Below are 18,034 nucleotides of genomic sequence, written 5' to 3'. Positions count from 1 at the left end.
GCGGGAGCGCTGCGCGGCGGTGAGCGGGCCGGCCGACGGTCACGAGTTCTCCAGCAGCCACACGAGCACGGCCTTCTGAGCGTGCAGCCGGTTCTCGGCCTCGTCCCACACCGCGCTCTGCGGGCCGTCGATCACCTCGGCCGCGATCTCCTTGCCGCGGTAGGCGGGCAGGCAGTGCAGGACGACGGCGTCGCCGGCGGCGCGGGCCAGCGCGCCCTCGTCGACCGCGTAGGGCCGGAAGGGCGCGATCCGCGCCTCGTACTCCTCCTCCTGGCCCATCGACACCCAGGTGTCGGTGACCAGCACGTCGGCGCCGTCGGCGGCGGCCGCCGCGTCGGCGGTCCACTCCACCGATCCTCCGGTCTGGGCCGCGATGCCCGCCGCCCGCAGGAAGATCTCGGGGTCGGGAGAGAACGCCTCCGGGCAGCCGATCCGCACGTGCATGCCGGCCGTGGCGCCGCCGAGCAGGTAGGAGTGCGCCATGTTGTTGGCGCCGTCGCCGAGGTAGGTCATCGCCCGGCCGGCCAGCGAGCCCTTGTGCTCGATCACCGTCTGCAGGTCGGCCAGGATCTGGCAGGGGTGGTACTCGTCGGTCAGGGCGTTGACCACCGGGACCCGGCTCACCGCCGCCATGGCGTCGATGCGCTCCTGGCCGAAGGTCCGCCAGACGATCGCGGCGACCTGGCGGTCGAGCACGCGGGTGGTGTCCTCGATCGACTCACCACGGCCGAGCTGGCTGCTGCCGGCGTCGATGACCAGCGGGTAGCCACCGAGCTCCGCCACACCGATCGAGAAGGACACCCGGGTGCGGGTCGAGGGCTTGTCGAACAGCACCGCCACTCCGCGTGGTGCGCCGTTGGCCGCGCGCAACGGGGTGGGGGCCTCCGCGGTGTGCCGGCTCCGCTTGAGCGCGGCGGCCAGCGCCAGGACCTCGGCCTGCTCGTCGGGGGTGAGGTCGTCGTCCTTGAGGAAGTGCCGGGTCACGGAGCCGTCTCCAGAGCGGTGTCGAGGGCCGCAGGGAGAGCCGCCACGAAGGCGTCCACCTGGGCGTCGGTGAGGACGAGGGGCGGGGCCAGGCGCAGCACGTCGGGGGCGACGGCGTTGGTGAGGAAGCCGGCGGCGCGCAGGATCGACTCGAGCGCGGCGGCGACGTCCGACGTGAGGACGACACCGAGCAGCGCGCCCCTCCCCCGGACTCCGCTGATGCCGGCGTGGCCGAGCCCTTCGATGCCGGCGGCGAACCGGTGCTCGAGCTCCTTGGCGCGTTCCAGCAGGCCCTCGTCGCGGATGGTGTCCAGCACCGCCAGCGCCGCGGCGGCCGCGATCGGATTGCCGCCGAAGGTCGAGCCGTGGGAGCCGGCCGTCAGCAGGTCCGCGGCGTCGCCGAAGGCGAGCATCGCCCCGATGGGCAGCCCGCCGCCGAGCGCCTTGGCCAGGGTGATGACGTCGGGCTGCAGGCCGTCGGCCTGGGAGGCGAACCAGTGGCCGGTGCGGCCGATGCCGGTCTGCACCTCGTCGACGGCGAACAGCGCGCCGGCGCCGGCGGCCGCCGACGCTGCGCCGGCGAGGTAGCCGGCGGGGGCGGGCAGCACGCCACCCTCCCCGAGCATCGGCTCGAGCAGCACCATCGCGGTGCTCTCCCCCACCGCCCCGGCCAGCGCCCCGCCGTCCCCGTAGGGCACGTAGGAGACCCCGCCGGGCAGCGGCGCGAACGCGGCGGCCTTCGACGGCTGGCCGGTGAGGGCCAGCGCCCCCATGGTCCGGCCGTGGAACGCGCCCTCGGCGGTGATCACCTGGGTGCGGCCGGTGAGCCGGCTCAGCTTGAAGGCCGCCTCGTTGGCTTCGGCGCCGGAGTTGCAGAAGAAGACCCGGCCGGGCCGGCCGGCGAGCTCCAGCAACCGCTCGGCGAGCAGCACCCCCGGCTCGTGCATCGCCAGGTTGGAGACGTGCCCGAGCTTCTGCGCCTGGGTGGTGATGGCCTCGACGACCGTGGGGTGCGCGTGGCCGAGGATCGTCGTCGCGATCCCGCCGAGCAGGTCGGTGTACTCCCGGCCGTCGATGTCGGTGACGGTGGCACCGGCGCCGGACTCGAGCGCGACCGGCGGCGCCTTGTAGTTGTTCATCATGACCGCCGACCAGCGGCGGGCCAGCTCCTCCGTGCGCGTCATGGTGCGGTGCCCTCCTTCGGGATCGGCGAGGCAGGGACGACCATCGTCCCGGTGCCCTCGGTCGTGAACATCTCCAGCAGCAGGGCGTGCGGCGTCCGGCCGTCGATGACGGTCGCCCGCTTGACCCCGCTCTCGACCGCCCGCAGGCAGGCGGCCATCTTCGGCACCATCCCGGAGTCCAGTTCCGGAAGGACCTCCGAGAGTTCCCGGGCGTCGATCTGCTGGACCAGCGAGTCGCGGTCGGGCCAGTTCGCGTAGAGCCCCTCGACGTCGGTGAGCACGACGAGCTTCACCGCGTCGAGCGCCGCGGCCAGCGCCGCCGCCGCGGTGTCGGCGTTGACGTTGTGCACGACGCCGTCCGCGTCCGGGGCGACGCTGGCCACGACCGGGATCTGGCCGGCGTCCAGCAGCGCGGCGACCGGTGTGGTGTCGACGGCGACGACGTCCCCGACCAGGCCGACGTCGACCGGCTCTCCGTCGACCACCGCCGTCGTCCGCTCCGCGGTGAACAGCCCGCCGTCCTCGCCGGAGAGGTGGACCGCCATCGGGCCGTGCTGGTTGATCAGCCCGACGATGTCGGGGCCGACCTGGCCGGTGAGCACCATGCGGACGACGTCGATGGTCTCCGGGGTGGTCACCCGCAGCCCCCCGCGGAACTCGCTGGGAATGCCGAGCCGGGTGAGCATGGCGCTGATCTGCGGGCCGCCGCCGTGCACGACGACCGGCAGGATGCCGCAGGTCCGCAGGAAGACCATGTCCTCGGCGAAGGCCCGGCGGCAGGCGTCGTCGACCATGGCGTGCCCGCCGTACTTGATGACGACGACATGGGAGTGGAACTCCTTGAGCCAGGGCAGCGCCCCGGTGAGGACGGCGACCTTCGCGGCGTCGCCCTCGGGGTCGTTCCGCCGCATGACCCGCCGGGTGCCGACCGTGCGCGGCAGCCGCGGCTGGGGCGTGGGCTCGTCGATCCGGACGTCGGGGGGCGTCGGGTCCTGGTTCATGTCGAGTAGGCCGAGTTCTCGTGCACGTAGGTGATGGACAGGTCGTTGGTCCAGATCGTGGCCTGCTCGGCGCCGGCCCTCAGGTCGACGTCGATGGTGATCTCCCGGCCGGTGAGGTCGACGCCTTCCCGCGGATCGCCGATCGCGCCGCCGCGGCAGACGGTGACGCCGTTGATGGTGACGTCGACCTGGTCGGCCTCGAAGGCGGCGTCGGTGGTGCCGATGGCGGCGAGCACCCGGCCCCAGTTGGGGTCGTTGCCGAACAGCGCCGTCTTGAGCAGGTTGTTGCGGGCGCAGGCCCGGCCGGAGGTGAGCGCGTCCTCGACCGTGGCGGCGTTGCGGACCGTGATCGCGATGTCCTTGGTGGAGCCCTCGGCGTCGGCGAGCAGCTGCATGGCCAGATCGGTCGCCGCCGCGGTGAGGGCCTCGGTGAGCTCCTCCTCCGTCGGCGTGGCGCCGCTCGCGCCGTTGGCCAGCACGATGACCGTGTCGTTGGTGGACAGGCAGCCGTCGGAGTCCACCCGCTCGAAGCTGACGCTCGTGGCCTGCTTCAGCGCCCGCTGCAGGACGTCCGGGTCCGCGGCGGCGTCGGTGGTGAGGACGACGAGCATCGTGGCCAGGCTGGGCGCGAGCATGCCGGCGCCCTTGGCCATGCCGCCCACGGTCCAGCCGTCCCGCTGCTGCGCCGTCGTCTTCGGCACCGAGTCGGTGGTCATGATCGCGCGGGCGGCGTCGGCTCCGCCCTCCTCGGAGAGGGCCTCCGCCGCCGCGGTGACGCCCGCGGTCAGCTTCGCCATCGGCAGGCGGACGCCGATCAGACCGGTGCTCGCCACCGCCACGTCGATCGCGCCGATGCCCAGCTGCGCGGCGGCGTGCTCGGCGGTGGCGTGGGTGTCGGAGAAGCCCTCGGGGCCGGTGCAGGCGTTGGCGCCGCCGGAGTTGAGGACGACCGCGCGGGCCCGCCGGCCCGCGAGGACCTGGCGGCTCCAGAGCACCGGCGCGGCCGGGAAGCGGTTGGTGGTGAAGACGGCGGCCGCGGCGTCGTCCGGCCCCGTGTTCAGGACGACGGCGACGTCGGGGGCGCCCGAGGACTTGAGCCCGGCGGCCACGCCGGCGGCGGAGAACCCCTCGGGGGCGGTGGTGCTCACGGCGCGACTCCTACGACCGGCAGGCCGGTGGTCTCGGGCAGGCCGAGGGCGAGGTTGGCGCACTGGATCGCCGCTCCCCCGGTGCCCTTGGTGAGGTTGTCGACGGCGGCGACGACGACCAGCCGGTCGGCGTCGGCGTCGACGGCGATCTGCAGCGCGACGGTGTTGGCGCCGAGCACCTGGGCGGTGGTGGGCCACTGGCCCTCGGGCAGCAGGTGCACGAACGGCTCGTCGGCGTAGGCCTTCGCGTAGGCGGCCCGGGCGGCCTCGGCGTCCACGCCCGGCTTCAGCTTCGCCGAGCAGGTGGCGAGGATGCCGCGGCTCATGGGCACCAGGGTCGGCGTGAAGCTCACGCCCACCGGCTCGCCGGCGACCTGGGACAGCCCCTGGATCATCTCCGGCGTGTGCCGGTGCACCCCGCCGACGCCGTACGCGCTGGCCGAGCCCATGACCTCGCTGCCGAGCAGGTGCGGCTTGGGCGACTTGCCGGCGCCCGAGGTCCCGCTCGCGGCGACCACGACGACGTCCGGCTCGATGAGACCCGCCGCGACCGCCGGGGCCATCGCGAGGGTGACCGAGGTCGGGTAGCAGCCGGGGACGGCGATCCGCGTGGCGCCGGACAGCTGCTCCCGCTGGCCGGGCAGCTCCGGCAGCCCGTACGGCCAGCTGCCGGAGTGCTCGCCGCCGTACCAGCGCACCCAGGCCGCCGGGTCGTTCAACCGGTGGTCGGCACCGCAGTCGATGACCAGGGTGTCGGCCGGGAGCTGGGCCGCGATGGCCGCCGACTCCCCGTGCGGCAGCGCCAGGACGACGACGTCGTAGCCGGCGAGGCTCGCCGCGTCGCTCGGCTGCACCTCCAGGTCGGCGAAGGGCAGCAGGTGGGGCTGCAGCTCACCCAGGCGTCGGCCGGCGCTCGAGTTGGCGTGCACCCCGGCCAGCTGGAGGTTCGGGTGCCCGGCCAGCAGCCGGCACACCTCTCCTCCCGCGTAACCGGTGGCGCCGGTGACCCCGACCGTCCACGTCTGCCCTGCGCTCATGATGCATGACCATACACGGGTATGCATGATTGCTCATCCGGATATCCGACGGGGTCAGCCGAGCGGGTCCGTGTCGCCGTGGGGACGCAGGCGGAGCTGACGGGCGGCACCCTCGGGCGGCACTGCGCGGAGGTCCTCCAGGTCGTCGGCGCCGGCGCGCAGGAACCGGCCGGACCACTGGTCCAGCTCCCCGGCGGCGATCGCGGCGACCAGCTCGACCACCCGCTCCGGTGGAGTCCAGTCGGTGAAGCCCTGCCACATGTGCATGGAGCGGGTCATCGGGGTGTCGACGACGCCGGGGGCGACGTCGAAGGCCCGCACGTCCGAGCCCTCCAACGCGGTGGCCAGCGACTCGGTGAGCCGCAGAAGCCCCGTCTTGGCCACCGAGTAGGCCGAGTAGTCGGGGTTGGCCCGGGTGCTCATGCCGCTGGCGATGTTGACCACCCGGCCGCGGTTGCGCAGCACCATCCACGGCACCAGCGCGCGAATGGTCAGCTGGGCGCCGCGGATGTGGCTGGACACGACCTCCCACCACTGGTCGGCGTCGGCCTCCCACACCGGCACCTCGAACTCGTCGATCAGCCCGGCGTTGTTGACCAGCAGGTCCACCTGGCCCAGCTCGGCGACGACCTCGGCCACGGCGGCCTCCACCGACGCACGGCCGGTGACGTCAGCGGCCACGGCGAGGGTGCGGGCGCCGGTGGCCTCGGCGACCTCTGCCATCGCGGTGCGCAGCCGGTCCTCGGTGCGGGCCACGCCGGCGACCGCCATGCCGCGGGCGGCCAGCCCCTCGACCAGGTGCCGGCCGATCCCGGTCGAGGCGCCGGTGACCAGGGCGACCTGACCGGACAGGCTAGCCACGGAGCTCGGCCCCCGTCGCCGCGGCGGCCGCGGCGACGGCGGCGTCGCGCACGGCGGTCGCCTCCTCGCTGGTGAGCGTCCGGTCCGGCGCCCGCAGGGTGAACGCGTACGCCAGCGAGCGCGACCCCGCCGGCACCGGTGCGCCGGTGTAGACGTCGAACAGCCGCAGCGACTCCAGCAGCTCCCCCGCCCCGGCCCGCAGTGCGGCGGCCACCTCGGCGGCCGGGACGTCGTCCTCCACGACGAGCGCGAGGTCGAGAAGCACCGGGGGGAACGCCGAGATCGGCGGGCCCACCGGCACCTCGGCCGGCGGCAGCGCGTCGAGGTCCAGCTCCATCGCCGAGGTCCGGGGCGGCAGGTCGAGCGCGGCGCACACCCGCGGGTGCAGCTCGCCGGCGTGGCCGACCACCGTCTCACCCACGAGCAGCTCCGCGCACCGGCCCGGGTGCCACGGCGCACGCTCCCCCGCGCGCACGGCCAGCTCCGCACCGGCGGCGGCGGCGACCAGGCGGGCCGCCTGCACGGCGTCGGCCCACACCGCCGGACGGCCCGCGCCCCACCAGCCGCGCGGCTCCCGGTTGCCGGCCAGCGCCACGGCGACGTGCCAGGGCTGGTCCGGCACGGCACCCAGCAGCGCGGCGAGCTCGCCCGCGGCCGGACGCCGCTCGACGCCGGGCAGCGGGGCGGAGGAACGGACACCCCCGGGGAAGACGGCGCCGTGCTCGAAGAGCGCGACGTCGCGCTGCCCGCGGGACAGGTTGCGGGCGAGCGTGGTGAGCAGGCCGGGCAGCAGCGTGGTGCGCAGCGCCGGCTCCTCCTCGGACAGCGGGTTGCGCACCAGCACCACCTGGCGGCGCGGGTCGTCATCGGCGACACCGAGGATGTCCAGCGCCGCAGCCCCGATGAACGGGTAGGACGGCGCCTCGACGTAGCCGTTCTCGGCCAGCGCCCGGCCGACGCTGCGGCGGCGGCGCTGGGTGTCGGTGAGCCCCCGCCCGGGCGGCGCCGTCGGCAGCACCGACGGGATCTCGTCGTAGCCGCCGAGCCGGACGACCTCCTCGACCAGGTCGGCCGGGTCGGTCAGGTCGGGGCGCCACGGCGGCGGGGTCACCCGGAGGGCGTCACCGTCGCCGTCGACCGTGCAGCCGACCGCCTCGAGCAGCTCCAGCACCCGCGGGCGCGGGTACGCCACGCCGGCGACCCGCGATGGCTTGCCGGCGTCCAGCGGGATCGGCGGGACCGGCCCGCGGGTGTCGACGTCGACCAGCCCGCCGACCACCCGCGCACCGCCGTACTCGGCGAGCAGCTCGGCGGCGCGGGCCAGCGCGACGACAGTCATCTCCGGGTCGACCCCGCGCTCGAACCGCTTCGCCGCCTCGCTGGGCAGCCGGTGCCGGCGCGCGGTGCGGGCGACGCCGGTGGGCTCCCAGTGCGCGGCCTCCAGCAGCACCGAGGTGGTGCCGTCGCCGATCTCGGTGGATGCCCCGCCCATGACGGCGGCCAGGCCGATCGGCCCGGTCTTGTCGGTGATCAGCAGGTCGTCGGCCGAGAGGGCGCGGACGGTGCCGTCGAGAGTGGTGAGCTGCTCGTCCTCGCGGGCCAGCCGCACGGTGATCGGGCCGGTGACGGCGTCGCGATCGAACGCGTGCATCGGCTGGCCCAGCTCGAGCATCACGTAGTTGGTGACGTCGACGGCCAGCGAGATGCTGCGGACACCGGCCTGGGCGAGGCGGCGGCGCATCCACCACGGGCTCGGCGCGGTCGGGTCCAGCCCCTCCATCGCCAGCATCGAGAACCGGTCGCAGCGGTCGGTGTCGGCCACGGTCACCTGCCACGCGGGTTCGCCCGACCAGGCCGGCAGCGAGACCGACCCCGGGTCGCGCCACGTCGTCGCCAGGCCGGTGCCCATCTCGCGGGCGATGCCGCGCATGGCCAGGCAGTAGCCGCGGTCCGGCGTCACGGCCAGCTCGACGACGACGTCGTCCAGCCCGGTGACCGGGCCGGCCGGCGTGCCGGGGGCGGGGACGTCGGCGCCGTCGCCGCCCAGCACGAGGATGCCCGCGTGGTCCTCGCCGATGCCGAGTTCGCGGACCGAGCAGATCATCCCGTCGGAGATGTGGTCGTAGGTCTTTCGCGCGGCGATCGCGAAGCCGCCGGGCAGCACCGCACCCGGCAGCGCGACCACGACGGTGTCACCGACGGCGAAGTTGGTCGCGCCGCAGACGATGCCGACTACTCCGCCCCGCCCACCATCCCCGGCAACGGCCTCCCCCACCTCGACCCGGCAGTAGCGGATCGGCTTCTTGAAGCCGGTCAGCTCCTCGATCACCAGGACCTTGCCGACGACGAGCGGGCCGGTGACCTGCTCGGGGCGGTGGACTCCCTCGACCTCGAGGCCCTGACGCACGAAGGTCGCGTCGAGCTCCTCGACGGACGTTCCCGCGGGAACGTCGACGTACTCGGCCAGCCAGCCGATGGGGACTCTCACTGATCGACTCCGAATGCCTTCGTGAAGCGGATGTCGCCCTCGACGATGTCGCGCATGTCGCCGACGCCGGAGCGGAACTGCAGGGCGCGTTCGATGCCCAGGCCGAACGCGAAGCCGGAGAACTCCTCCGGGTCGACACCGCAGGCCACGAGGACCCGCGGGTTGACCATCCCGCAGCCGCCCCACTCGACCCAGCGCGGGCCGTCGCGGTGCTCGGGGAACCAGACGTCGAACTCCGCCGAGGGCTCGGTGAACGGGAAGTACGACGGCCGCCAGCGGGTGATGGCGTCGGCCCCGAACAGCAGGCGGGCCAGGTGGTCGAGCGTGCCGCGCAGGTGCGCCATGGTGAGCCCGCGGTCGACGGCCAGCCCCTCGACCTGGTGGAAGACCGGGGTGTGCGTCGCGTCGAGCTCGTCGGTCCGGTACACCCGCCCCGGCGCCACGACGTAGATCGGCGGCCTGCGCGACAGCATCGTGCGCGCCTGCACCGGGCTGGTGTGCGTGCGCAGGACCAGGCCCGAATCCTCGTCCTGGTCCCGCCCACCCGCGACGAAGAAGGTGTCCATCATCGTGCGCGCGGGGTGGTCGCGGCCGATGTTGAGCGCGTCGAAGTTGAGCCACTCGGCCTCGAGCTCCGGGCCGTCGGCGACCTCGTAGCCCATGCCCACGAACACGTCGCCGATCCGCTCCATGAGCGTGGTCACCGGATGCCGGGCCCCGCGCGGGTGGCGGTCCCAGGGCAGCGTGACGTCGACCCGCTCCTCGGCCAGCACGCGGGCGTCGCGCTCGGCCTCCAGCTCGGCCAGCCGCGCCGCGTAGGCGTCGGTGATCGCGACCCGGGCCGCGTTCACCCGCTTGCCGGCGTCGGACCGGGCGGCCGGCGGCAGCGCACCGAGCTCCCGGCGGGCCAGGAGCACCGGCGCGCGGTCACCGAGGTGCGCCGGGCGGACGGCGGCCAGCGCCTCGAGGTTCCCGGCGGCCGTGAACGCCTCGAGCGCGGCGCGCACCGCGTCGTCGAGGGCCTCGGGAGAGAGCGCGGCGACCTGCTTGGGGTCGTAGGGATCGTTGGCGCCAGACACGGGACGCCATTCTGCCCGGCCACCCGCCCCGCCCGCGCCCGGGTTCCCGGTGCGACGATGGCGCGGCGTCGCCGGCAACCGCGTCCTGACCCGAAAATGACTGGGGTACGGGCGAACGGAACCGACGGCTCGGCCTTGGGGCTGCGCCGAGTCGGGGACGGGCGAACGCTTGTGGGGTTAGGCGGCTGGGGTGAGGGTGACGGTGTAGCCGAGGGCTTCGAGCTGGTGAACGTGAGCGCGGCGTCGCCGGTCGGGGTCGGTTCGTTTGGCGTGGAAGTCCGAGCCGAGGTCGACGAATCGGGCGTCGGGATCAGACAGCAGATGCCAGATGATCACCAGCATGGAGCGGCCGACGGCGACCATGGCCTTCTTCCCGCCGCGGCGGCGGGCCAGGCGGCGATATCGCTCGCCGAGGAAGGTGTCGGTCTTCGCCGCGCCGGCGACGGCCTCGCCGATGACTTTGGCCAGGTAGCGGTTTCCGTGGCCGGTGCTGCCGGCGCCCTTCTTCTTGCCGGCCGATTCCTTGGTGCCGGGGGCGAAGCGGGCCCAGGCGCACAGGTGCCCGTCGGTGGGGAACCGACTCATGTCCAGGCCGATCTCGGCCAGGATTGCGCTGGCGGCGACGCGGCCGATGCCGGGGATCTCATCGAGCTTCGCCACCGCGTCGGTGAAAGGGGCGACCATCCCCTCGATCATCACCTCGAGCTCGGCGATGTCGGCTGAGAGGCCGTCGATGCGGGCCAGCATCGTGGTCAGCAGCCGGGCGTGGTGATCGGTGAAGTAGCCGGTGAACGCCTCTTCCAGGTCGGTGAGCTTGGCGCGCATCCGGCCCCGGGCCAGCGCGGCGAGCACCTTGGGGTCGCGGGTGCCGGCGATCAGCGCGGCCAGCATGTCCCGCCCGGAGGCGCCGAAGATGTCGCTGGCCACCACCGACAGCTTGATCTGTGCGTCTTCGAGCAGCTTCTCCACCCGCTGCTTCTCCGCGGTACGCACCTCGACCAGATCGGCGCGGTAGCGGGTGACATCGCGCAGCCGGCGGATCTCCGGCGGAGGCACGAAGCTGGGCCGCAGCATGCCGCGCTCGGCCAGCTTGGCCAGCTTGGCCAGCCACACCGCGTCCAGCTTGTCGGTCTTGGGCCGGCCGGGCAGGTGCTTGACGTCGCGGGCGTTGACCAGCTTCGGGTTCAATCCGCGGGCCTCGAGCAGGTAGTACGGCGGCTTCCAGTAGTCGCTGGTGGCCTCCATGACCACCTCGCTGACGCCCAGCCCGGCCAGCCGGTCGGCCATCACCAGCAGTGAGCGGGTCATCGTGCGATAGGTGACCACCTCCTGCATCCGCTTGCCCGGCCGGGTCGGATGCGGCACCCGCACACAGCACACCAGCTCGGCCTTGCCGATATCCAGCGCCGCCACCCGGGCGACGATCTCCTCGACCTGTTGATCTTCCTGAAGCACCATGACCTCCTCGCTCTCACCGACCCCTCGGGGGGCCGCCCGCGAGGACTGCTGGGCAGGACGAGCAATCTGATCCGCGTGCTCGAAGCGACAAGGAAGCGCCCACGGCGCAGCCCTCGGCACCCTGCTGGCTCACGACCTCCCACGATCAGGGACAACCGGCGTCGGCGGGCGACCCGACACACATTTTCAGCGCGGAACGCGCGGCCGCCAAGGCCAAGGATGCTGGCTCACCTCACGGGGTCCTGGCTCACGGTCGACGCCGAGCCAGGATCCCTGTTGATCAGGTGACCTGATCAACAGGGAGCAGGCGGGGGTGCGCGTGGCGGTCGTGCTGGCCCTGGCGTCGGCGGTCGTCTACGGCGCCGCGGACTTCCTCGGCGGACTGGCCAGCCGCAGGACCTCGGTGTTCGGCGTCGTCGCCCTGTCGCAGCTGGCCGGCCTCGTCGCGCTGCTGGTCCTGCTCCCCTGGGTCGGCGGCCCGGTGTCCGCGGCGGACGTCGGGTGGGGCGGTGTCGCCGGGCTGGCCGGGGCGGCCGGCCTGCTGATGTACTTCCGCGCGCTCGCCGACGGGGTGATGAGCGTGGTCGCGCCGGTCACCGCCGTCACCGCCGCCGCCGTGCCGGTGCTGGTGGGCTTTCTGGGCGGCGACCGGATCGGCCCGTGGGCGACAGCGGGTATCGCGCTGGCCCTGGTCGCCATCGCCCTGGTGTCCGCCGAGGGCGGTCTCGCCGCGCTGCAAGCCGCCCGCCCGTCGAGCATGGTCCCGGCGCTGCTCGCCGGCGTCGCGTTCGGCTTCTTCTTCGTGCTGCTCGACCGGACCTCCGCCGTTGCGGGGCTGACCCCGCTGGTGGCGGCGCGGGTCGCCTCGGTGCTGCTCGTGGTCTCCGTCGCACTGGGCCGGCGCGAGTCGCTGAGCGCGAACCGGGCTGCGCTCCCCCTGGTGCTGGTGTCCGGCCTCGGCGACATGACGGCCAACGCGCTGTTCCTGCTGGCCACCCAGGAAGGCGGCCGGCTGGCCATCACCGGCGTGCTCGCCTCCCTGTACCCGGTGAGCACGGTGCTGCTGGCCCAGCTGGTGCTCCGCGAGCGCCTCGTGCCCGCCCAGCTGACCGGCCTGGCGGCCGCGGCGGGCGCCGTCGTCCTCATCACGCTGCCGGGCTGACCTCCCCCGGAGGAGTGGAGATCCCCGCTCCGGCTCACGCCGCCCGGCTCCCCGGCCGATCCCCGTGCCGTGGACCCCGTGCGCCCGACGCCCGACCCCGCCCTGACCGCAGCCCTGCTGCCTGGCGGGGTGCGCAGCGTCTTCCAGCCCATCGTCGAGCTCGACACCGGCGACGTGGTCGCCTACGAGGCGCTCGCCCGCGGGCCGGAGGGGCCGCTGGAGCGGCCCGATCTGCTCTTCGCCGCCGCGCGGGAGGCCGGCCTGCTCGCCGAGCTGGACGGCGTCTGTCGCATCGCCGCCTTCACCGGCGCGGCGACGCACGGTCTGCCCGCCCCGCTGGCGCTGTTCGTCAACGTGGAACCCGAGGTGCTGGACACCGCGCCGCTGGACGACCTGCTGGCGATCGCCGACTCGGCGCCCGGCGGCCTGCGCGTGGTCCTGGAGATCACCGAGCGGGCGCTGGCCACCCGCCCCGCGGAGCTGCTGCGCACCGTCGCCCGGGTGCGGGAGCTGGGCTGGGGCATCGCCCTGGACGACGTCGGCGCCGACGCCATGTCGCTGGCGTTCATGCCCCTGCTGCGCCCGGACGTGGTCAAGCTCGACCTGCGGCTGGTGCAGGAGCGCCCCGGCCCGGCGATCGCGCAGATCATGAACGCCGTCAACGCCTACGCCCAGGCCACCGGCGCCGCCGTGCTCGCCGAGGGGATCGAGGACGAGAACCACCTGGCGATGGCACGGGCGCTCGGGGCCACCCTCGGGCAGGGGTGGCTGTTCGGCCGCCCGGCGCCGACGCCCGCGGCCGCCCGGACGGCGGGGTCGCTGCCACCGCCGGTGGCGGACCGCACCGTCGACGGCTCCCCCGCCTCGCCGTTCGGCTGCCTGCCCGCAGGGACGATCCTGCGCCAGGCCCCCAAGGCGCTGCTGATCGAGCTGAGCAAGCAGCTGGAGCGCGAGGCGATGCGCCTCGGCGAGACCTGCGTGGTCACCGCGACGTTCCAGGAGGGGCGCCACTTCACCCCCTCCACCATGCAGCGCTACCGCGACCTGGTGGAGCGCACCGGCTTCGTGTGCGCCCTCGGCGAGGGACTCCCGGCCGAGCCGCTGCCCGGACTGCGGGGCACCGACCTGTCCGCGGACGACCCGGTCCGAGGCGAGTGGGACGTCGTCGTCCTGGCCCCGCACTTCAGCGTCGCTCTCCTGGCCCGCGACCTCGGGACCACCGGGCCGGACCTGCAGCGGCAGTTCGAGTACGCCCTCACCTACGACCGCGACGTCGCCGTCCGCGCCGCCCGCATCCTGCTCGGCCGGGTCGCCCCGCGCACTGCCGTACCCGCGTCAGCCGCTCCCGCACGCCCGGCCCGGCCGGCTCCCCGGCCGGAGGGCCGGACGCCGGTGGACGCCGACGCCGACGCCCTGCTGCGCAGCGCGATGGCCGCCACCACGAGCGGGGTCACGATCGCCGACATGCGGCTGCCCGACCAGCCGCTGGTCTACGTCAACGAGGCGTTCGAGCAGCTCGCCGGCCTCCCGAGGGCAGCGGTGCTGGGCCGCAACTGCCGCTTCCTGCAGTCGCCGGACACCGACCCCGCGGCGGTCACCCGGATCCGTGCGGCCATCGACCGGGGCGAGGAGTGCCGGGAGACCGTCCTCAACGTCCGCGGTCCGGACCGGCAGCCGTGGTGGAACGAGGTCCACCTGGCCCCGGTGTTCGACACCGACGGCACCCTGGCGCACTACATCGGGGTCCAGCACGACGTGACGGCGCGGATCGAGGCCGAGCGGGCGCTGCTCCAGGAGCGGGACCGCAACCGGGCGTGCCTGACCCGCATCGAGGAGCTGGCCTACACCGACCCCTTGACCGGGCTGCCCAACCGTCGCCGGCTGGAGGAGCAGGTGGAGACCGCCATCTGGAACGCTCGCAGCCGCTCGGACACGGTGGCGCTGCTGTTCGTCGACCTGGACGGGTTCAAGGTGGTCAACGACCGACTGGGGCACGCAGCCGGCGACGAGCTGCTGCAGGTGGTCGCCCGGACACTGCGCGGGCGGTTGCGTCGGGGTGACCTGCTGGCCCGGCTCGGCGGTGACGAGTTCCTCGTCGCCCTGACCGGGCTGGACCCCGACAGCGCCGCGACCGAAGCGCGGCGGGTGGCCGACGATCTGTCGGCCGCGGTCGGCGCCGGGATCGAGCTGCACGGCCGGGAGGTCGTCGTCCGGGCGAGCGTCGGGGTGGGCGTCTACCCCCGTGATGGCGAGGAGTTCGCGGCCCTGCTGCACAGCGCCGATGTCGACATGTACGCACGGAAGTCGGCGGCGCGCGCGGGGCGTGCCTCCGCGCCGTCGACCGTGCCGGTGACCTCGCCCTCCTAGCCCTCGGGTTCGCTCAGGGAGCCTCCTCGGTCAACTCCGCGGTGGGAGCAGCATGCCCAGGCCGCCGTCGGCGAGCACGGTGAGCTGGTCGACCAGGTCGGCGGCGGAGACGGTCCGTGCGGCCGACCACCAGTGGGTGGCCAGCTGCACCATGCCGACGACCCCGTACGCCCACGTCATCGCCCCGTCCGCCGGCCGGCCGGCGGCGACGAGCCGCCGGGTCAGCATGCCGCCCAGGGCGGTGGCGACGGCGTGCTCGGTGGCCGCCACGAGGTCGGCCCGTCCGGTGCGACCGGCCTGCGCATAGGCGAACCGGTAGAGCGCCGGCTCGTCCTCGATCAGCGAGACGAAGGCGGCGATGACCGCCCGCAGCTGCGCCCGGTCGTCGGTGCGGTCCGCAGCCAGCTCACCGAGCAGCCGGGGCAGCAGGACGGCCTGCGAGATGCGGTCGAGCACCGCGTCGATCAGCTCGTCCTTGTCGCTGAAGTAGCGGTAGATCACCGTCTTCGAGACGCCGGCGCTGCGGGCGACGTCGTCGACGGAGAATTCCGGGCCGGCGAGCCGGACGGCCTCCACCGCCGCGCCCACGAGGTCCTCCCGCCGGGCACGGCGGTGCTCGGTCCACCGGGAGCGGCGTCCGTCGGTCGGTGCCGGCGCCGGCGCTTCGACGACTCGTTGGGTGTCTTTCACGGTGACAGTTACCTTCTCTTTCCAGCCGCGCTCGACGTCCTGGGGAGTTCGCCGGTGACCACCATCCTTCCGTCTGGCCCCGACCGGCTCACCTCCAAGGCGCCCGTCGACCGCCAGGCGCTGCCGGCGCGCCTGCTCGGCTCGGCCGCCAGGAAGGTCTGCGACCCGGTCGGACGCACGCCTCAGCCCTGGGCGAGCTGGGTGGTGTAGAGGCAGATCGCGGCGGCCGCGGCGAGGTTCAGGCTCTCCGCCCGGCCCCGCATCGGGATGCGCACCCGCGCGTCGGCCAGGGCGGCCAGCTCCGCCGGCACCCCACGGGCCTCGTTGCCGAACAGCCACAGGACCGGTCCGGCGAGACGGCCGTCATCGGCCAGCTCGGGCAGCTGCGCCTCTCCCCCGCCGTCGGCGGCGAGCACGGTGACCCCGGCGGCGCGGAGCGCCGGCAGCAGGGCCTCCAGCGGGGCGCCGCGGACGACGTCGACGTGGAACAGGCTCCCGGCGCTCGAGCGCACCGCCTTCCCGCCGTAGGGGTCGGCCGAACCCGCGCCGAAGACGACCGCGCCGGCCCCGCAGGCATCCGCCGTCCGGAGCACCGTTCCCGCGTTACCAGGGTCGGCGAGCTCGGCGAGTGCCACGGCCAGCCGCGGCGGCGCCGCCGTCAGGGAGCCGGCGGGGACGTCGCGCAGCGTGCACACGGCCACCAGCCCCTGCGGGGTCACCGTCTCCGACAGCCCGGCGGCCGCCTTCTCGGTGACCAGCCGGACCGGCACCGTCGTCCCGGCCAGCAGATCGCGGTGACCGACCGCGGCGGCCTCGGTGGCGAACACTTCGCGGACGCCGTCGGGTCGAACCAATGCCTCCACCACGGCCTGCCGGCCCTCGGCGAGGAACAGCCCGGCGGCCTCCCGCCCGGCGCGGCGGGTGAGCTTCCGAGCGGCGGCCACGCGGCCGGACCGCTCGGTCAGCAGGTCCCCGTGCGCCGAATGCGACGAACTCGTGGCCATCAGCGCGCGATGACCACGAGTTCGTCGCACTCGGGGGTGGCCGGGATCAGGCGGCCTGAGAGCCGGTCGCCTGCGGGTTCGCGGCGAGCGCTGCCCGGGCGGATTCGACCAGCGTGGCGAAGGCGGCCGGCTCGTTGACGGCCAGCTCGGCCAGGACACGACGGTCCAGCTCGATGCCGGCGAGCTTGAGCCCCTGCATGAACCGGTTGTAGGTCATGTCGTTCAGGCGGGCCGCGGCGTTGATCCGGGTGATCCACAGCTTGCGGAAGTCACCCTTGCGGGCCTTCCGGTCGCGGTAGTTGTAGGTGGCCGAGTGGAGGATCTGCTCCTTGGCCTTGCGGTACAGCCGCGACCGCTGACCGCGGTAGCCGCTGGCTGCCTCCAGCGTCGTCCGGCGCTTCTTCTGGGCGTTGACCGCCCGCTTCACGCGTGCCACGGAAGTGCTCCTGTCTTTCTCAAGGTCAGTGGAGGGACGCTCAGATGCCCAGGAGCTTCTTGAGGTTCTTGGCGTCGGCCGGGGAGACGACCTGGTCGCGGTCGAGCCGGCGCTTGCGGGTCCCGGACTTGTGCTCGAACTTGTGCTGGTTGTTCGCCTGCTCGCGCATGAGCTTCCCGGTGCCCGTGACGCGCACCCGCTTGGCGGTGCCCTTGTGGGTCTTCTGCTTCGGCATGTCCTCGCCTGTCCTGGTCGTCTTCATGCGGGTCGTGCGGCAGCACGGGGCTGCCGCACGCACCCGGTGGTCTCGGTGGTGCGGTCCTGCGGAAGGGAGGTCAGGCGCTGGGCGCCTGCTCCGTCTCCTGCTCGCTGGCCTTGGCCTCCCGGCCCTTGGCGGACTGCGCCGCCTGCTGCAGGGCCTGAGCGTTCCGATGTGGAGCGATCACCATGACCATGTTCCGGCCGTCCTGCTTCGGGTTGGACTCGACGACGCCCAGCTCGCTGACGTCGGCGGCCAGCCGCTGAAGGAGGCGGTAGCCCATCTCCGGGCGCGACTGCTCGCGGCCACGGAACATCACGGTGATCTTGACCTTGTCGCCGCTCTTGAGGAAGCGCTCGACGTGGCCCTTCTTGGTCTCGTAGTCGTGCGGGTCGATCTTCAGGCGCAGCCGCATCTCCTTGATGACGGTGAGCGCCTGGTTCCGCCGGGCCTCGCGGGCCTTCTGGGCGGACTCGTACTTGAACTTCCCGTAGTCCATGAGCTTGGCGACGGGCGGCCGGGCCATGGGGGCGACCTCGACCAGGTCGAGCTCGGAGTCTTGGGCCAGGCGCAGCGCCTCGCCGATCGACACGATGCCGACCTGCTCGCCCTCGGGACCGACCAGGCGGACCTCGGGGACGCGGATGCGGTCGTTGATGCGGGGCTCGGTGATGGCCTCTCCTCTGCTGCTGCATGGGAGGAGTCGCTGGCCCATCCGGGTACCGACGCACAGAAGGCCCCGCGAGCGTCTGCTCACGGGGCCCACTCGCCGGTGGTGCACGACCCCGGTCAGGGTTCGTGCGTACGCGATTCCCGGCCGGTGGCCGGTTCTCGCGAACCGGGACCTGGGCGCCTGGACGGCGTCAGGTGGGAGCG

Annotated in this window: 16 protein-coding genes; 2 read left to right on the top strand and 14 right to left on the bottom strand. The window is 73.9% G+C overall.

The annotated features are described in order from the left end of the window. Nucleotides 1–39: 39 nt before the first annotated feature. The 9 genes from argF to BLASA_RS11060 all read right to left on the bottom strand — a co-directional run bounded on the left by argF (nt 40) and on the right by BLASA_RS11060 (nt 11,240). Nucleotides 40–984 (bottom strand): ornithine carbamoyltransferase, encoded by a 945-nt coding sequence (gene argF / locus BLASA_RS11100; protein ID WP_014376230.1) that lies wholly within the window; start codon nt 982–984, stop codon nt 40–42. Then, the gene (locus BLASA_RS11095; RefSeq protein WP_014376229.1) at nt 981–2,168 is read right to left on the bottom strand and encodes an acetylornithine transaminase; all 1,188 of its coding nucleotides are present in this window, start codon (nt 2,166–2,168) and stop codon (nt 981–983) included. The genes argF and BLASA_RS11095 overlap by 4 nt, the downstream gene beginning before the upstream one ends. Then, the gene (gene argB, locus BLASA_RS11090; RefSeq protein ID WP_014376228.1) at nt 2,165–3,169 is read right to left on the bottom strand and encodes an acetylglutamate kinase; all 1,005 of its coding nucleotides are present in this window, start codon (nt 3,167–3,169) and stop codon (nt 2,165–2,167) included. The genes BLASA_RS11095 and argB overlap by 4 nt, the downstream gene beginning before the upstream one ends. After that, the gene (gene argJ / locus BLASA_RS11085) at nt 3,166–4,317 is read right to left on the bottom strand and encodes a bifunctional glutamate N-acetyltransferase/amino-acid acetyltransferase ArgJ (RefSeq protein WP_014376227.1); all 1,152 of its coding nucleotides are present in this window, start codon (nt 4,315–4,317) and stop codon (nt 3,166–3,168) included. Before argJ ends, argB begins: the two co-directional genes overlap by 4 nt. Beyond that, complete coding sequence (gene argC / locus BLASA_RS11080) at nt 4,314–5,354, bottom strand: N-acetyl-gamma-glutamyl-phosphate reductase (RefSeq protein ID WP_014376226.1); 1,041 nt, start codon at nt 5,352–5,354, stop codon at nt 4,314–4,316. Before argC ends, argJ begins: the two co-directional genes overlap by 4 nt. A gap of 54 nt (nt 5,355–5,408) precedes the next feature. Further along, complete coding sequence (locus BLASA_RS11075) at nt 5,409–6,215, bottom strand: SDR family NAD(P)-dependent oxidoreductase (protein ID WP_014376225.1); 807 nt, start codon at nt 6,213–6,215, stop codon at nt 5,409–5,411. Then, complete coding sequence (pheT, locus tag BLASA_RS11070) at nt 6,208–8,703, bottom strand: phenylalanine--tRNA ligase subunit beta (RefSeq protein ID WP_014376224.1); 2,496 nt, start codon at nt 8,701–8,703, stop codon at nt 6,208–6,210. The genes BLASA_RS11075 and pheT overlap by 8 nt, the downstream gene beginning before the upstream one ends. Beyond that, entirely contained in the window at nt 8,700–9,782 is a 1,083-nt protein-coding gene (pheS, locus tag BLASA_RS11065) for a phenylalanine--tRNA ligase subunit alpha (RefSeq protein ID WP_014376223.1), read from the bottom strand. Before pheS ends, pheT begins: the two co-directional genes overlap by 4 nt. 177 nt (nt 9,783–9,959) lie before the next feature. After that, nucleotides 9,960–11,240, bottom strand: coding sequence for an IS110 family transposase (locus tag BLASA_RS11060; RefSeq protein ID WP_014376222.1), 1,281 nt, complete (start codon nt 11,238–11,240; stop codon nt 9,960–9,962). Between the two features lie 313 nt (nt 11,241–11,553). On the opposite strand from BLASA_RS11060, the gene BLASA_RS11055 reads away from it, so the two are divergent. Both BLASA_RS11055 and BLASA_RS11050 read left to right on the top strand, forming a co-directional pair. Next, nucleotides 11,554–12,402, top strand: coding sequence for an EamA family transporter (locus BLASA_RS11055; protein ID WP_014376221.1), 849 nt, complete (start codon nt 11,554–11,556; stop codon nt 12,400–12,402). 78 nt (nt 12,403–12,480) lie between these two features. Beyond that, nucleotides 12,481–14,769 (top strand): diguanylate cyclase domain-containing protein, encoded by a 2,289-nt coding sequence (locus tag BLASA_RS11050; protein ID WP_014376220.1) that lies wholly within the window; start codon nt 12,481–12,483, stop codon nt 14,767–14,769. Nucleotides 14,770–14,799: 30 nt separating this feature from the next. Here BLASA_RS11050 and BLASA_RS25025 read toward each other — a convergent pair whose 3' ends face one another. The 5 genes from BLASA_RS25025 to infC form a co-directional block, all read right to left on the bottom strand. Continuing rightward, nucleotides 14,800–15,459 carry a TetR/AcrR family transcriptional regulator gene (locus tag BLASA_RS25025; protein WP_014376219.1) on the bottom strand — a complete coding sequence of 220 codons (660 nt, stop codon included), beginning with the start codon at nt 15,457–15,459 and terminating at the stop codon, nt 14,800–14,802. Nucleotides 15,460–15,641: 182 nt separating this feature from the next. Further along, nucleotides 15,642–16,463, bottom strand: coding sequence for a TrmH family RNA methyltransferase (locus BLASA_RS11040; RefSeq protein ID WP_014376218.1), 822 nt, complete (start codon nt 16,461–16,463; stop codon nt 15,642–15,644). Nucleotides 16,464–16,509: 46 nt separating this feature from the next. Next, nucleotides 16,510–16,899, bottom strand: coding sequence for a 50S ribosomal protein L20 (gene rplT / locus BLASA_RS11035; RefSeq protein ID WP_014376217.1), 390 nt, complete (start codon nt 16,897–16,899; stop codon nt 16,510–16,512). 40 nt (nt 16,900–16,939) lie between these two features. Beyond that, nucleotides 16,940–17,134, bottom strand: a complete 195-nt coding sequence (gene rpmI / locus BLASA_RS11030) for a 50S ribosomal protein L35 (RefSeq protein WP_014376216.1) — start codon at nt 17,132–17,134, stop codon at nt 16,940–16,942. Nucleotides 17,135–17,234: 100 nt separating this feature from the next. After that, a complete protein-coding gene (infC, locus tag BLASA_RS11025; protein WP_014376215.1) occupies nt 17,235–17,873 on the bottom strand; it encodes a translation initiation factor IF-3 in 639 nt (212 codons plus the stop codon). Nucleotides 17,874–18,034 lie beyond the last annotated feature (161 nt).

This window comes from Blastococcus saxobsidens DD2 (genome assembly GCF_000284015.1).
In the GTDB taxonomy this organism is placed as follows: domain Bacteria; phylum Actinomycetota; class Actinomycetes; order Mycobacteriales; family Geodermatophilaceae; genus Blastococcus; species Blastococcus saxobsidens_A.
This window is presented reverse-complemented; position numbering and strand designations above follow the sequence as displayed.